Origin of the sequence: Streptomyces hirsutus (assembly GCF_001418415.1) — a bacterium.
Lineage (GTDB): Bacteria > Actinomycetota > Actinomycetes > Streptomycetales > Streptomycetaceae > Streptomyces > Streptomyces hirsutus.
The window spans coordinates 14,439-28,993 of sequence record NZ_LIQT01000195.1 but is presented as its reverse complement, the minus strand read 5'-3'; the positions used below and the strand labels follow the sequence as shown (position 1 = coordinate 28,993).

Here is a 14,555-nt window from a genome sequence, read left to right as displayed (position 1 = left end):
GACCCGGTGCACCGGGTCGCGTTCGTCGGGGCCGTCATCGAGAACCCGTACCCCAGCGAGTACGTCCAGGACCTCGTCACCCTCGCCGACGAGCTGGGCGAGGAGATCGGCAAGCTGGTCGGCCCCGCCTGTGTGGAGCTGCTGGGCGGCCCGGTCGAGGCCTTCGGCAAGGCCGCACTCGTCGGCATCGACGGAGAGGTCGAGCACGGCTCGGCGCTCATCCACAACCTGCGCTTCGGCAACGTCTTCCGCACCGCCGCCGACGGCACCGAGCTGTTGCCGGCCGCCGAGAAGGTCGGTCTCCCGGGCAGCCCGATCGACATCCCGCTCAAGCACAAGAAGGACGCCAAGACGCGCTCCCACCACCAGACGGTGACGCTCCAGGTCGCCGATGTCCCCCGGCCGCGCGAGATCTTCGTCGTCTGCGCCGCCGCGAACGCCGGCCGCCCTCTGGCCCGTCTCGCCGCCTTCGGCGCCGAGACGAAGAACCAGTAGCCGACCCGGTACGCAGCAGCAGCCGACGAACGACGAGGAGGGCAGTTCGTTGACCATCACCGAGACCGATACGTGGACCGGGCAGCGCGTCAAGGAAGCCGACACCGAATACGTCATCCACTCCTGGTCCGTCCAGGGCGCGCTCAACCCCATCCCGGTGGCCGGCGGTTCCGGGTCCTGGTTCTGGGACTACGAGGGGAACCGATACCTCGACTTCCAGTCCCAGCTCGTCAACCTCAACCTGGGCCACCAGCACCCGAAGTTGGTCGAGGCCATCCGCGAGCAGGCCGACAAGCTCTGCTACATCGGTCCCGGCTTCGCCGAACGCTCCCGCGCCGAACTGGCCGAGATGCTGGCCGGGCTCACCCCCGGTGACCTGAAGATGAGTTTCTTCACCACTGGCGGCGCCGCGGCCAACGAGAACGCGATCCGGCTCGCCCGCCATGTGACCGGACGCCACAAGGTGATCGCCCGCTACCGCTCCTACCACGGTGCCACCGCCGGGGCGATGTCGCTGACCGGCGACCCCCGCCGCTGGTCCGCCGAACCGGGCGGGATGCCCGGCGTGGTGCGGATGCTCGACCCGTACACCTACCGCTGCCCGGCCGGACACCCGGACCCCTGCCCGGTCTGCTCCGGGGGGCCGCACCTGGAGGAGATCCTCCAGTACGAGAACCCGAACACCGTCGCCGCCGTGATCGTCGAGCCGGTCACCGGGACCAACGGACTGCTCTACCCGCCGGACGGCTATCTGCGCTCGCTGCGCGAGGTCTGCGACCGGTACGGCATCCTGCTCATCTTCGACGAGGTCATGGCCGGCTTCGGCCGCACCGGTGAGTGGTTCGCCTGCAACCACTGGGACGTCACCCCCGACATCCTCACCACCGCCAAGGGCCTGAACTCGGGATACGTCCCGCTCGGTGCGATGACCGTCTCGGCCCGCGTCTCCGAGTGGCTCAGGGACAACATGTTCTGGGGCGGACTCACCTACGCCGGACATCCGCTGGCCTGCGCCTCCGGCGTCGCCTCCCTGCGCATCATGCAGGAGGAGAACATCGTGGAGAACGCGCGGGCGCGCGGCGAGCACCTCGGTGCCGGACTGGCCAAGCTCGCCGAGAAGCACCCGAGCATCGGCGAGATCCGCGGGCGCGGCCTGTTCTACGGCGTCGAACTGGTGAAGAACCGGGAGACCCGCGAACCGCTGGTGCCGTTCAACGCGAAGGGCCCGGCCGCCGCCCCGGTCGGCCGGATCGTGAAGGAGGCCATGGCCCGCGGCCTCTACCTCACGGCCAACTTCAACGTGCTCCGGCTGACCCCTCCGCTCGTCATCACGGATTCCGAGATCGATGTCGCGCTCGGTGTGCTGGACGACGTCCTGAGCCTCGCCGACGAGCACTACGTAGGGTGAGGCGTAGTGGTCAGGAGCACGCAGAAGCGCTCTGGGAAGGGGAGGGCAGCATGGGGTCCACGCTGATCAAGGGCGGTACGGTCGTCAACGCCGACGCCGCCGTCCGGGCCGACGTACTGATTCGCGACGGGGTCGTCGCCGCGCTCGGCACGGGCACGGACGACTGGAGCGCCGACCGGGTGATCGACGCGGAGGGGATGCTCGTGATGCCCGGTGGCATCGACGCGCACACCCACCTCGAATATCCCATCGACGGCTTCACCACCCGCACCGCGGACGACTTCCACAGCGGGACGGTGGCCGCCGCCCACGGCGGGACGACCACGGTCCTGGACTTCGTGAAGAAGGAACCGGAGCGGAGCCTGCTGGACACCTACCGGTCCCGGCGCGACGTCGCCGCGGCCAAGGCGGTGGTCGACTTCGGGCTGCACGCGATCGTCCCGCCGCGCGAGCAGCAGCCCGACGTCCTCGACGACCTGCGGAAGCTCGCCGGGGAGGGCGCCACGAGCTGGAAGTTCTTCATGGCCTACCCCGGCACCCAGATGGTGGACGACGGGGAGCTGCTGGAGGGTTTCGAACTCGCCCTGGAGCACGGCGTGCTGCCGATGGTGCACGCCGAGAACGGCCACATGATCGCCCGGGAGACCCAGCGGCTGCTGGCCGACGGCCGCACCGCCGAGATCTTCCACGCCACCGCCCACGGCCACGACGCCGAGGCGGAGGCCGTGCACCGCGCGGTGGTGCTCGCCGAGTCCGTCGGCGCCCCGCTCTACGTCGTGCACGTCTCCAGCGCCGCCGCGGCCGACGAGATCAGCCGGGCCAGGGCAGCCGGGGCCCGGGTGTGGGGCGAGACCTGCCCCCAGTACCTGGCCGTCGCCTACGAGGACTACGCCGAACTCGGCGAGAAGGCCGCCGCCTACCTCTGCTCGCCCCCGATCCGGGAGCGCGGCAACCAGGAGGGACTGTGGCGGTCCCTGGTCACCGGGGCGATGTCGACGGTGGCCACCGACCACGCCGGCTTCTGCCTCCACCAGCCCGAGGACCTGCCGCCGCAGAAGCTGCGCAGCCCCGGGTACTTCCCGAAGGTCCCCAACGGGGTCCCCGGGATCGAGGACCGGCTCATGGTGCTCTGGCAGACCGGGGTCGCGAGCGGCCGGTTCGACGCCTGCCGGTTCGTGGACCTGGTCTCCACCCGCCCGGCCAAACTGTTCGGGATGTTCCCGCACAAGGGCGCCGTCGCCGTGGGCGCCGACGCCGACCTGCTCGTGTGGGACCCGGCCGCCGACCATGTGATCACCGCGGCCGGGAGCCACATGCGCACCGACTACAACCTCTACGAGGGGATGCGCGTGACCGGCCGCCCGGTCCGCGTCTTCTCCCGGGGCGAGCAGCTCGTCGGCCCCGACGGGTCCTTCGACGGGGCCGCGGGCCGAGGACGCTTCCTCACCCGGGGCAAGCCCCAGCTGCACTGAGAACACCCCCACACTCTTGACGCGTACGCCAACTGACACGTGTCCATGGTGCGGAACCCCCGGCAGGCGGGTTCCGCACCCCGGGCGCGCGTCACGCAACACGAACGGAACGGTGGCTCGATGAAACTCCCCCTGGGCATCCACGTCGGCGAACGGCTGAGCCTGGAGCAGACGTACTGGCAGGCCGAGCTGGCCGACCAGAACGGGTTCGAATCCGTGTGGGTCGCGGAGGGACGGCTGGCGCGCGACGGCATCGTCCCCGCCGCCGTCATCGCCAGCAAGACCCGCAATGTCAAGATCGGCACCGGCGTCGTCAACAACAAGAGCCGGAACGCCTCCCTGATGGCGGTCACCTTCAAGACCCTCGACGAGCTGGCCCCCGGCCGTGCCATCCTCGGCATCGGCGCCTGGTGGGAGCCGCTGGCCACCAAGGTCGGCCAGCCGCTGCGCAAGCCCGTCGCCTCGATGCGCGAGTACATCACCGTGCTGCAGACCTTCTTCCGCAACGAAGTCGTCTCCTTCGACGGCGAGTTCGTGCAGATGCAGGACGTGCGCTTCGACAGCATGTACCGGGAGAACAAGCCGGTCGACATCCCCATCTATATCGGAGCCGTCGGCCCGCGCATGCTGGAGCTGGCCGGTGAGATCAGCGACGGCGTGCACATGGACTTCCTGCTGCCGCCCTCGTACCTGGTGGGCGCGAAGGAGGCGATCGACAAGGGCATTGCCAAGCGGACCGACGGCAAGGACTCGATCGACCTCACGCAGATCGTCGCCTGCAGCGTCAACGACGACGACCCGCAGGAGGCGATCGACGCCTGCAAGGCGTTCCTCACCCTCTACCTCGCCCAGCAGCCGCACATCGCCGAGCACTGCGGTGTGGAACGCGAACTGGTGGACCGCATCCAGGAGCGGGCCGGCTGGCCCGCCACCCCCGAGGCGATCAAGAAGGCCATGCCGCTGGTCCCCAACAGCCTGGTGCAGAACGTCACCGCCTGCGGCACCACGGACGAGGTGTTCGCGAAGCTCATGGAGTACCACGAGGCCGGGGTCCGCTGCCCGGTCGTCTCCACCCTGGGCGACAAGGAGCAGACCCTGACCCGTATCGCCCAGGCTGCGAAGGGCTGAGGACGATGAGCGACTTCTCCTCCGCCGTGATCGCCGTGGTCGGGGGCACCGGCCCCCAGGGCAAGGGCCTGGCCTACCGGCTCGCCCGCGCCGGCCACCCGGTGGTGCTCGGTTCGCGCGACGCGGGCCGGGCCGCCGAGGCGGCCGAGGCGTTGCGCGCCCTGCCGGGTGTGGCCGCGCCGATCGAGGGGACCGGCAACGAGGACGCCGTCCGGCAGGCCGGAACCGTCCTGCTGGCCGTCCCTTACCAGGGCCACGCCGAACTGGTGACCTCGCTGGCCGACGGCCTCGCCGGCAAGGTGGTCATCTCCTGCGTCAACCCGTTGGGCTTCGACAAGGGCGGCCCCTACGGTCTGCCCGTCGCGGCCGGAAGCGCCGCCGAGGAGGCCGCCGGGATCGTCCCGTCCGCCACCCTCGTCGGCGCCTTCCACCACCTGGCCGCCCCGCTGCTGCTCGACCCCGAGGCCGATCTGCGCCATGAGGACGTCCTGGTCTGCGGGGACGACGCCGACGCGAAGGCCCGGGTGCTGGCCCTGGCCGCCGACGTCACCGGGGGCCGGGCGGTGGACGCGGGCCGGCTGCGGCTGGCCGCCCAGCTCGAACCGCTCACCGCGGTGCTGATCTCCGTCAACAAGCGCTACAAGACCAGGTCCGGTGTCGCCCTCACCGGCCTGGCCCCCGCCGCCGCCAAGGAGGAAGTGGCATGAAACTCGCCGCAGTCCAGCTTCGGGCCACCGACGACCGGGCCGAGACCGTCGAACGCGCCGGCGACCTGGTGGACGCCGCCGTCGACCAGGGCGCCGGGATCGTTCTGCTGCCCGAGCTGTTCGCCGTCCCGTTCGTCCAGCCCGACCCCGACCCGGAGTACTTCCGGCTCGCCGAGAGCATCGACGGACCGTCCAACACCATGGCGGCGGAACGTTCCCGCAGGGCCGGTATCACCGTCGTCTCCTCCATCTTCGAGGAGGGCGAGGTGCCCGGCGTCTACTACAACACCGCCTGCACCTACGTACGCGGCGAACTGAAGTCGGTCTACCGCAAGTCCCACCTGCCGTTCTCCAACGGCTTTCCCGAGAAGTTCTACTTCCGGCCCGGTGGGACCGAGCCCGAGGTCGTGGACACCGGCGAGACCGGCGTCGGCACGATCATCTGCTACGAACGGCACTTCCCCGAGCTGAGCCGGATCGTCGCCCTGCGCGGCGGCTCCGTGCTCTGCGTGCCGGTGGCCTCGGCGAGCGCGCCGATGCGCGAGGTGTTCCAGCTCGAACTGCGCGCCCACGCCGTCTTCAACGGGATGTTCGTCATCTGCTCCAACCGCGTCGGCACGGAGGGTGTCAAGGAGTACTTCGGGCTCAGTGCCGTCTACGGCCCCGACGGTGACGTCCTCGCCCAGGCCGCCGACGACCGCGACGACATCGCCGTCGCCGAGGTCGACCTGGAGCGCGTGGCGGCCACCCGGCGCAGCCGCCCGTTCCTGCGCGACCGCCGCCCGGAACTGTACGGCCGGCTGACCGGCATGGGCCCGGCGACGTCATGACCGTGCCGCGGACCGCGCCATGACCACCGAGTGGATCGCCCTCGTACCGGCCAAGGCCTTCACCCGGGCCAAGAGCCGGTGTGTCGGGCTCACCCCCGACGCCCGGCGCCTGCTGGCCAGGGCCATGCTGACCGATACGGTGCGGCGGCTGCGTGCGGTGCCCGCCGTCCGCTCGGTCGTCGTGGTGACGACGGACCCCGAGGTGACGGGCCTGGCCCTCGCCGAGGGGGCCGCCGTCACCGGCTCGGGACGCTTCCCCGGACTCAACGGCGAGGCCGGGGAAGCCCTCGAGCTGATCGGCGGTACCGCCCCCGCTGCCGCACTCGCCCTGATCATGGGCGACCTCGCGGGGGCGGGTACCGCCGACCACACGAGGGCCCTCACCCTGGCCGCCCGCCACCGGCGGGCGGTCGTCGGGGACGCCGACGGCACCGGGACGACCCTGCTCACCCTGCGCGAGGCGGCGGACTTCCGGCCGTTCCTCGGCCCCGGCTCCCTCGCCCGGTTCCACGCCGCCGGATACCACCACCTCGGCGTGGGACCCGCGTCCCCGCTGCGCCGGGACGTCGACACCGTCGACCACCTGCTGGCGCTGCCCCCGCACACGCTCGGTCCCGCCACCCGGGAATGGCTCACCGCCTTCCGGCCCGACGGACCCCAGCCGCGCACGACCGCGCACGAACGAAAGGTCGGAGCACTGTGAACGGCCTTCCCAGTCCCACCCGCTCGGCCATGAACCGGGCACTGCGCCGGGCCACCGACGCCGTGACGCTCGACGCCGCCGAGGCCGAGGTCCTGCTGCACGCCCGCGGCGCCGACCTCGACCGGCTCTGCGCCGCGGCGAGCCGGGTACGCGACGCCGGCCTCGAGGCCGCGGGCCGGCCTGGCGTGATCACCTACTCCCGCAAGGTGTTCATCCCGCTCACCCGGCTGTGCCGGGACCGCTGCCACTACTGCACCTTCGCCACCGTCCCGGGGCGGCTGGCCGCGCCCTACCTCAGCCCCGACGAGGTGCTGGACATCGCCCGCGCGGGAGCGGCGGCGGGGTGCAAGGAAGCGCTGTTCACCCTGGGCGACCGGCCCGAGGAACGCTGGCCCGCGGCCCGCGCCTGGCTGGACGCGCACGGCTACGACGACACGCTCAGCTACGTACGGGCCATGGCGATCCGGGTGCTGGAGGAGACCGGCCTGCTGCCGCACCTCAACCCCGGGGTGCTGTCCTGGACCGACCTCCAGCGGCTGAAGCCGGTCGCGCCCAGCATGGGCATGATGCTGGAGACCACGGCGACCCGGCTGTGGTCCGAGCCCGGAGGCCCGCACTACGGCTCACCCGACAAGGAGCCCGCCGTGCGGCTGCGGGTGCTCGAGGACGCGGGCCGCAGCAACGTGCCGTTCACCACCGGCATCCTCATCGGCATCGGGGAGACCCCCGCCGAACGGATCGACGCGCTCCGGGAGATCCGCCGGATCTCCCGGACGTACGGCGGGATCCAGGAGGTGATCGTGCAGAACTTCCGGGCCAAGCCGGACACGGCGATGCGCGACGCGCCCGACGCCGACCCGTCCGAACTGGCCGCCGCCGTCGCGGTGGCGCGCCTGCTGCTCGGCCCTTCCGCCCGCATCCAGGCACCGCCGAACCTGGTGGGCGAGGAGTTCGCCCTGATGCTGCGGGCCGGCATCGACGACTGGGGCGGGGTGTCCCCGGTGACCGACGACCACGTCAACCCCGAGCGGCCCTGGCCGGTGATCGAGGAACTGGCCGCACACACCGAGGCCGAGGGCTTCACCCTCCGCGAGCGGCTGACGGTCCACCCCGAGCACCTGCGGCGCGGTGAGCCCTGGCTCGACCCCCGGCTGGCTCCCCATGTGGCGGCGCTCGCCGATCCCGTGACCGGCCTGGCGGCCGAGGGGGTGCGGCCCCGCGGCCTGCCCTGGCAGGAACCGGAGACACCGCTCGTCGCCGCCGGCCGCACCGACCTGTTCGCCGCCATCGACACCGAGGGCCGCACCACCGACCGGCGGGCGGACTTCGACGAGGTGTACGGGGACTGGGCGGCGATCGCCCAGGCGGTGCCCGAGGCCGCGCGGGCCTCCGGGCGGCCGGGCGGCGAGGACGGGTCCGTGCCGTCCCCGGCCGGCCGGCCGGAGCGGCTGCGTCCGGAGTTCGCGGCGGCGCTGCGGGCGGCGGAGGCCGATCCCGCGGGGCTCGCCTCCGCGTCCGCCCTGACCCTGCTCGGTGCCGCGCCGGGAGCGGAGATCGAGGCGCTGGCCGCGCTCGCGGACTCACTGCGGGCCGAGGCGGCCGGGAACGAGATCACCTATGTGGTCACCCGGAACATCAACTTCACCAACGTCTGTTACACCGGTTGCCGCTTCTGTGCCTTCGCCCAGCGCCGCACCGACGCCGACGCCTACACCCTCTCCCTGGAGCAGATCGGCGTGCGGGCCGAGGAGGCGTGGGCGGTCGGGGCGAGCGAGGTCTGCCTCCAGGGCGGGATCCACCCGGACCTGCCGGGCAGCGCGTACTTCGACATCGCCGCCGAGGTCAAACGGCGTACCCCCGAGATGCACGTGCACGCCTTCTCGCCCATGGAGGTCGTCAACGGCGCGACCAGGATGGACCTGTCGGTACGGGAGTGGCTCCAGGCGGCCCGGGAGGCCGGTGTCGACTCGCTGCCCGGCACGGCCGCCGAGATCCTCGACGACGAGGTCCGCTGGGTGCTCACCAAGGGGAAGCTGCCCGCGGCCCAGTGGATCGACGTGGTCACCACCGCCCACACGCTGGGCATGCCGACGACGGCGACGATGATGTACGGCCATGTGGACACCCCGCGCCACTGGGTGGACCACATCAAGCTGATCGGACGGTTGCAGGAGGAGACGGGAGGCTTCACCGAGTTCGTCCTGCTGCCGTTCGTGCATACCAACTCCCCGGTCTATCTGGCCGGAATCGCCCGGTCCGGGCCGACCGTCCTGGAGAACCGGGCCGTGCACGCCCTGGCGCGGATCCTGCTGCACGGCAGGATCCGCAACATCCAGACGAGCTGGGTGAAGCTGGCGCGCCACAGCGTTCTCGACGTCCTGCGGGGCGGTGTCAACGACATCGGCGGAACGCTGATGGAGGAGACCATCAGCCGGATGGCGGGCTCGGAGCAGGGCAGTCACAAGAGCATCACCGACCTGGAGGCGCTGGCCCACGACGCCGGCCGCCCGGCCCGGATGAGGACGACCACCTATGGCACCGTCAGCGCGGAGCGGGAGGCGGTGGCCCGCACGCACGACGGAGTGTGGCGGCCGTCGAAGCCACCGCTGACCCTGCTGAATTCCTAGCGGACGGCCGTCCCGCTCAACTGCCGGGACGGCCGTGCTCCACCGGGCGCCAAGGAAATCGGACAACCCCCGTGGATTCGCCCGGGTATCCCGGTGGATTCCCTTCGGCGACGCCCCGCGGATTCTCTGTGCATCGTCCTGCCCATTGCCCCTGGAACAGTGGCCGACACGTATGGCCGTGCCGTGATTCGACCGTGTTCCGAAGCTCCGGGAACGCGGGATTCAGTTCCTTGCAGAAACCGGTCGCGCATTTCGGCCAAACCGTTGACGGAAACCAGACCTGGCTCTAGCGTGAACCACCAGTTCACTCAGTGATCCAGTGACTGAGTGCCCCGACAGGTTGGCAGGGCGACGTGGATCCCCTCCCTGGACGACACATCCGAAGGATTCGGAGAGTGCCTGAGCATGACTGCGACCAACATCTCTGCATCGCCCAGACCACCCGCGGCTCGTGAGGAGCAGGCGGATCCGGCGACACTGCGTGGGCGGGGGCGCGGCGGCGCCCTCGCGCGTCGACTCGTCGATCCACTCGGCGCGCTCCTTGTCGTGGTCGTCCTCGCCGGACTGTGGGAGGGGTACAAGGCGCTCGGCCGGGCCGTCGACGACCGGATCCTCGGGATCGGCCTGCCGGTCGCCACCGACGACCTGTCGATGCCGCACCTGTGGACGATCTTCGGCTCGCTCACCGCGCCGGCCCGCGCGGGCGACCCGACCTCGCTCGCGGTGTACCTCATCGGCGAGACCACCGTGACGCTCCGCGAAGCCCTCTACGGCCTGACGGCCGGATCGCTCCTCGGTCTCGCGCTCGCGGTGCTCTTCCTTCATCTGGCACCGGTGAGCAGGGGCCTGATGCCCTGGCTGGTCGCCTCCCAGACGGTTCCGCTGGTCGCCATCGCCCCGATGATCGTGATCTGGGGCGGCAAGGCCGGTCTGCAGCCGTGGGTCGCGGTCACCGGCATCGCCGCGTACCTCGCGTTCTTCCCCGTCACCATCAACTCCCTGCGCGGACTGAAGTCCCCGCCGAAGGTGCAGCTCGAGTTCATGCGCAGTGTGGGCGCCGGGCGCGCCCGGGTGCTGTGGTCGCTCCGGTTCCCGGCGGCCCTTCCGTACGTCTTCGCCGGGCTGCGGCTCGCCGCCACCGCGAGCGTGGTGGGCGCCATCGTGGGCGAGCTGTCGGCCGGCACCGGCCGCGGTATCGGCCGCGCCATCCTCACCTCCGCCTACTACTACTCGAACGGCCCGGAGAAGCTGTACGCCGCCGTCCTCGTCGCCGCGATCGCCGGAATCCTCTTCGTGCAGGTCCTCTCCCTGCTGGAGCGGTTCGCGCTCCGCAACCGGCACGCCCGCTAGCCGAGCATCCACAACCTCTGGAGCCTCTGATGGCCGAGCACGCAATCATCTCCGTCCGCGGAGTCGACAAAGTCTTCAACAGCGGTTCCGACCGCGCGGTCACCGCTCTGCAGGACATCGACCTGACCATAGGGCGGGGCGAGTTCATCTCCCTGCTGGGGCCCAGCGGCTGCGGCAAGTCCACTCTGCTGCGGGTGATGGCGGACCTCACCGGACCCACGAGCGGCACTGTCACCGTCAACGGCAAGACGCCGGGCGCGGCCCGCGCCGACCGCGACTACGGCATGGTTTTCCAGCAGGCCGGACTCTTCGAGTGGCGCAATGTGCTGCGCAACGTCGAACTGCCGCTCCAGGTGGCAGGGGTGAAGAAGGAGGTCCACCGGGCCAAGGCCCTGGAGATGCTGGAACTGGTCCGCCTCAGCGATTTCGCCGGCCACTACCCCTGGCAGCTCTCCGGCGGTATGCAGCAGCGCGTCGCGATCGCCCGCGCCCTCTCCGCGGACCCCGAGATCCTCTTCATGGACGAACCGCTCGGGGCCCTCGACGAGATGAACCGCGAACGACTTCAGGGAGAACTGCTGCGTATCTGGGGCGACACCCGCACGACCGTCGTGTTCGTCACGCACAGCATCTCCGAGGCCGTTTTCCTCTCCTCGCGGGTGGTGGTGATGTCCGCGCGGCCCGGCCGGGTCGCGGCCTGCATCGACGTGGACCTGCCCCACCCCAGGACCGCCGAGACCCGCACCACGCCGGAGTTCTTCGAGAAGGTGAAGGAAGTCCGCCAGGCCCTCCACGGGGCTCCGAGCGAGCAGGCGGCGGCATGAGCACCGTCCCGCTCTCCCGCCCCGGCCGCCCCGCGCTCATGTCACGAGCCCTGCGGCTCACGCCGGTCGCGGTGACCGCCGTACTCCTGCTCGGCCTGTGGCAATCGGTCGTCGTGCTGTTCGACGTGCCCGTGTTCATCATGCCGAGCCCGGTCATGATCGCCGAAGCGTTCCAGCAGGACTTCGGGACGATCATGTCCGCATCCCGGTCCACCGTCGAGTCCGTCCTGCTCGGACTCGTCCTGGGCTCCCTCGGGGGTGTCGCCGTGGCGCTCGTCGTCAGCCGCTTCCCCCGGATGTCGGGTCCGGTCCTCAACACCGCCGTGCTGGTCAACTGCGCGCCCATCGTGGCCCTGGCCCCGATCTTCAACAACTGGTTCGGCGTGACCAGCATGCTCTCCAAGGCCGGGGTGGCAGCCGTCATGGTGTTCTTCCCGGTGTTCGTCAACACCACCCGGGGGCTCCTCCAGATCGCGCCCCTGCACGTGGAGATCATGGAGTCCCTCGCGGCCCGCCCGCGCCAGGTGGCCCTCCTGCTGCGCCTGCCCAATGCCCTCCCGTTCATCTTCAACGCACTGAAGCTCGGCACCACGCTCGCCGTCATCGGCGTGATCGTCAGCGAATACTTCGGTGGCAGCACCGAGGCGCTCGGTGTGTACATCGCCTATCAGGCGGCCCTTCCCCGTTTTGATTACGCCTGGGCCGGAATTCTGGTGTCCGGTGCGCTCGGACTCGCCATGTTCGGAGTCGTGACTCTCCTGGAGCGATTCCTCATGCCCTGGCACGAATCCCTGCACGAAGAAGAGTCCTGACCGCGGCAGCGGCATTCCCGCATTCTCCTTTTCGGTTCTTTCCGTCCACCCTCTTTTCCTTCCCCTGCGGAGGTAACGTGTCCAGAAACCGAGCACCATTTTCCAGAACCCGCCGTCGCGTCCGGGCGGCCGCGGGTCTCTCCTCCGCGATGCTGCTGCTCTCCGCCTGCGGAGGCATGTCCGACTCGGCCGGCGAGGCCGCCTCCGGGGCCGGCAAGGACTGCGAGAGCCGGACGAAGGTCCGCGTCGTGCTCCAGTGGGTCGCCCAGGCCCAGTTCGCCGGGTACTACGCGGCGAAGGAGAAGGGCTACTACGACAAGGCGTGCCTCGACGTGACGATTCAGGAAGGCGGGGTGAACATCGTGCCCCAGCAGGTCCTGTCGGCGGGCAACGCCGAGTTCGCCGTCTCCCACGTCACCAAGACCATGGTCACCCGCGAGCAGGGCGCCGATCTGGTCAACATCGGCCAGGCGTTCCAGCGCGGCGCCTACCTCCAGGTCGCCTGGGCCGACTCCGGCATCAAGACCCTCGCCGACCTCAAGGGCAAGCGGGTCGGAAGCTGGGGTTACGGCAACGAACTGACCCTCTTCGCGGCGATGCGGGGTTCCGGCGTCGACCCGAAGAAGGGCGCCGAGATCATCCAGCAGCCGTTCGACATGTCCCTGCTGCTCAAGCGGGAGGTCGACGCGGCCCAGGCCAAGACCTACAACGAGTACGCACAGCTCCTGGAGACCACGAACCCCAAGACGGGGAAGCTCTACCAGCCGTCGGACTTCGTCGCGATCAACATCCAGGACGCCGGGTACCAGACGCTGGAGGACGGCGTCTACGCCAAGGAGGACTGGCTGACGAAGAAGGAGAACCAGGAGACCGCGGTCAGGTTCCTCAAGGCCACCTACGAGGGCTGGGGTTACTGCCGGGACGAACCCAAGGGCTGTGTCGACGTCGTGCTCAAGAACGGCAGCGCGCTCGGCGAGGGCCACCAGACCTGGATGCTCAACGAGGTCAACAAGCTCGTCTGGCCCTCCGAGAACGGCATCGGGGCGATGGACAAGGCCGCCTGGGACCAGACCATCGACATCGCGGTGGAGGCCGGCGTCCTCAAGGCACCGCCCACGGACGGGGCGTACCGCACCGATCTGACCGAGCGGGCGCTCAAGGAGCTGAAGGCCGAGGGATTCGACATCACCGGTGAGTCCTACAAGCCGGAAACGGTCACCGTCACCCCGGGTGGCAAATAAGAGATGCCCCGCCGCACGCCGGGTTCCGCGGCACACGGCGGCAGGGTCGGGCTTCCCTGCCAGGATGGTCGTACCGCCCGCAGTGATCTCGACGTGACATACGGAGGAACAATGGCATCCAGTGAAGCAGGTCTCGTCCGAAGGACGATCTGGCTGCTACGTACGGTCGCGGCGCACCCGGACGGGGTCGGTCTCAGCGAGATCGCGCGGGAGTCCGGCATCCCCAAGGCCACCTGCTACCGGGTCCTCACCGTCCTCGAACGCGAGAGCTGGCTGAACCTGGACCCGGTCACCCGCCGTTACCGCGTCTCGCTGGGCCTGCTGTCCATCGTCGGCGGACTGCTGGACGGTGGCGGCGCCTACGGGCACATGCGGGACGTGCTGCGGGATCTGGCGAAGGAGACCAAGGAGACCGCCGGCTTCGACGTCCTGCTCGCCCCCAACGTCATGGTTGTCGCCCAGGTGCCGGGCCCGTCCCTGATCGGGCAGACCCTCAAACCCGTACCGAGGACCCAGCCGGTCTGGGCCACCTCCACCGGCAAGGTCCTGCTCAGCGCGCTCGACCCGGCCCAAGTCCGCGCCGAGTTCGGCGAGGAGTTCGAGGCCAGTGCCCCCGAACAACTCGGCGGGCTCGACGCGTTCATCGACTCCATGGCCGAGGTGCGGGCCCGCGGCTACGCCCTCGCCTACGACGAACTGGAGGTGGGTGCGGCCTCCGTCGCCGCCCCGGTCCGTGTCGGCGACGCCACCACCTATGCCGTGTGGATCGGTGGACCCACCTATCGGCTGACCCGCACGCGCATCGACGAGGTCGCCGAGTCCGTGATGAAGGCGGCCCGTCAGCTCAGCGAGCTGCTGAGCGTCACCGGCATCGAACTGCCCACGGGATTCACCGAGCACTAGGGCACCACCGAGAGCAACCACCGCCCAGCGCGGTGGCCCGATCAGGAGGAAGCGA

At 70.4% G+C, this 14,555-nt stretch carries 13 protein-coding genes; all 13 read left to right on the top strand.

Annotated features, from left to right (window positions below; genetic code table 11):
• Nucleotides 1-495 (top strand): amino acid synthesis family protein (locus tag AOK11_RS15535; protein WP_157869367.1); only part of this gene is annotated, 495 nt, incomplete at its 5' end.
• Between the two features lie 49 nt (nt 496-544).
• Complete coding sequence (locus AOK11_RS15530; protein ID WP_055594308.1) at nt 545-1,903, top strand: aminotransferase class III-fold pyridoxal phosphate-dependent enzyme; 1,359 nt, start codon at nt 545-547, stop codon at nt 1,901-1,903.
• 50 nt (nt 1,904-1,953) lie between these two features.
• On the top strand, nt 1,954-3,375 hold the full coding sequence (hydA, locus tag AOK11_RS15525) for a dihydropyrimidinase (protein ID WP_055594307.1): 1,422 nt from the start codon (nt 1,954-1,956) through the stop codon (nt 3,373-3,375).
• Nucleotides 3,376-3,495: 120 nt separating this feature from the next.
• A complete protein-coding gene (locus AOK11_RS15520) occupies nt 3,496-4,503 on the top strand; it encodes an LLM class flavin-dependent oxidoreductase (RefSeq protein WP_055594306.1) in 1,008 nt (335 codons plus the stop codon).
• Nucleotides 4,504-4,508: 5 nt separating this feature from the next.
• A complete protein-coding gene (gene npdG, locus AOK11_RS15515; RefSeq protein WP_055594305.1) occupies nt 4,509-5,210 on the top strand; it encodes an NADPH-dependent F420 reductase in 702 nt (233 codons plus the stop codon).
• A complete protein-coding gene (locus AOK11_RS15510; protein ID WP_055594304.1) occupies nt 5,207-6,040 on the top strand; it encodes a nitrilase-related carbon-nitrogen hydrolase in 834 nt (277 codons plus the stop codon). The genes npdG and AOK11_RS15510 overlap by 4 nt, the downstream gene beginning before the upstream one ends.
• A gap of 19 nt (nt 6,041-6,059) precedes the next feature.
• Nucleotides 6,060-6,743 (top strand): CofC family guanylyltransferase, encoded by a 684-nt coding sequence (locus AOK11_RS15505; RefSeq protein ID WP_055594303.1) that lies wholly within the window; start codon nt 6,060-6,062, stop codon nt 6,741-6,743.
• Nucleotides 6,744-6,772: 29 nt separating this feature from the next.
• The gene (locus AOK11_RS15500) at nt 6,773-9,370 is read left to right on the top strand and encodes a bifunctional FO biosynthesis protein CofGH (protein ID WP_055594311.1); all 2,598 of its coding nucleotides are present in this window, start codon (nt 6,773-6,775) and stop codon (nt 9,368-9,370) included.
• Nucleotides 9,371-9,775: 405 nt separating this feature from the next.
• The gene (locus AOK11_RS15495) at nt 9,776-10,720 is read left to right on the top strand and encodes an ABC transporter permease (RefSeq protein WP_079034865.1); all 945 of its coding nucleotides are present in this window, start codon (nt 9,776-9,778) and stop codon (nt 10,718-10,720) included.
• Between the two features lie 29 nt (nt 10,721-10,749).
• Complete coding sequence (locus AOK11_RS15490) at nt 10,750-11,544, top strand: ABC transporter ATP-binding protein (protein WP_055594301.1); 795 nt, start codon at nt 10,750-10,752, stop codon at nt 11,542-11,544.
• Complete coding sequence (locus AOK11_RS15485) at nt 11,541-12,356, top strand: ABC transporter permease (RefSeq protein WP_055594300.1); 816 nt, start codon at nt 11,541-11,543, stop codon at nt 12,354-12,356. The genes AOK11_RS15490 and AOK11_RS15485 overlap by 4 nt, the downstream gene beginning before the upstream one ends.
• A 176-nt stretch (nt 12,357-12,532) precedes the next feature.
• Nucleotides 12,533-13,597: an ABC transporter substrate-binding protein gene (locus AOK11_RS15480; RefSeq protein ID WP_206188851.1), complete on the top strand. Its 1,065-nt coding sequence runs from the start codon at nt 12,533-12,535 to the stop codon at nt 13,595-13,597.
• 111 nt (nt 13,598-13,708) lie between these two features.
• Nucleotides 13,709-14,500, top strand: a complete 792-nt coding sequence (locus tag AOK11_RS15475; protein ID WP_055594298.1) for an IclR family transcriptional regulator — start codon at nt 13,709-13,711, stop codon at nt 14,498-14,500.
• Nucleotides 14,501-14,555 lie beyond the last annotated feature (55 nt).

Bases quoted from the DNA above. Each gene is read 5' to 3' on its own strand.
- AOK11_RS15480 (WP_206188851.1), top strand. From the start codon at position 12,533: ATGTCCGACTCGGCCGGCGAGGCCGCCTCCGGGGCCGGCAAGGACTGC.
- AOK11_RS15500 (WP_055594311.1), top strand. From the start codon at position 6,773: ATGAACCGGGCACTGCGCCGGGCCACCGACGCCGTGACGCTCGACGCC.
- AOK11_RS15495 (WP_079034865.1), top strand. From the start codon at position 9,776: ATGACTGCGACCAACATCTCTGCATCGCCCAGACCACCCGCGGCTCGT.
- npdG (WP_055594305.1), top strand. From the start codon at position 4,509: ATGAGCGACTTCTCCTCCGCCGTGATCGCCGTGGTCGGGGGCACCGGC.
- hydA (WP_055594307.1), top strand. From the start codon at position 1,954: ATGGGGTCCACGCTGATCAAGGGCGGTACGGTCGTCAACGCCGACGCC.
- AOK11_RS15485 (WP_055594300.1), top strand. From the start codon at position 11,541: ATGAGCACCGTCCCGCTCTCCCGCCCCGGCCGCCCCGCGCTCATGTCA.
- AOK11_RS15510 (WP_055594304.1), top strand. From the start codon at position 5,207: ATGAAACTCGCCGCAGTCCAGCTTCGGGCCACCGACGACCGGGCCGAG.
- AOK11_RS15490 (WP_055594301.1), top strand. From the start codon at position 10,750: ATGGCCGAGCACGCAATCATCTCCGTCCGCGGAGTCGACAAAGTCTTC.
- AOK11_RS15505 (WP_055594303.1), top strand. From the start codon at position 6,060: ATGACCACCGAGTGGATCGCCCTCGTACCGGCCAAGGCCTTCACCCGG.
- AOK11_RS15475 (WP_055594298.1), top strand. From the start codon at position 13,709: ATGGCATCCAGTGAAGCAGGTCTCGTCCGAAGGACGATCTGGCTGCTA.
- AOK11_RS15520 (WP_055594306.1), top strand. From the start codon at position 3,496: ATGAAACTCCCCCTGGGCATCCACGTCGGCGAACGGCTGAGCCTGGAG.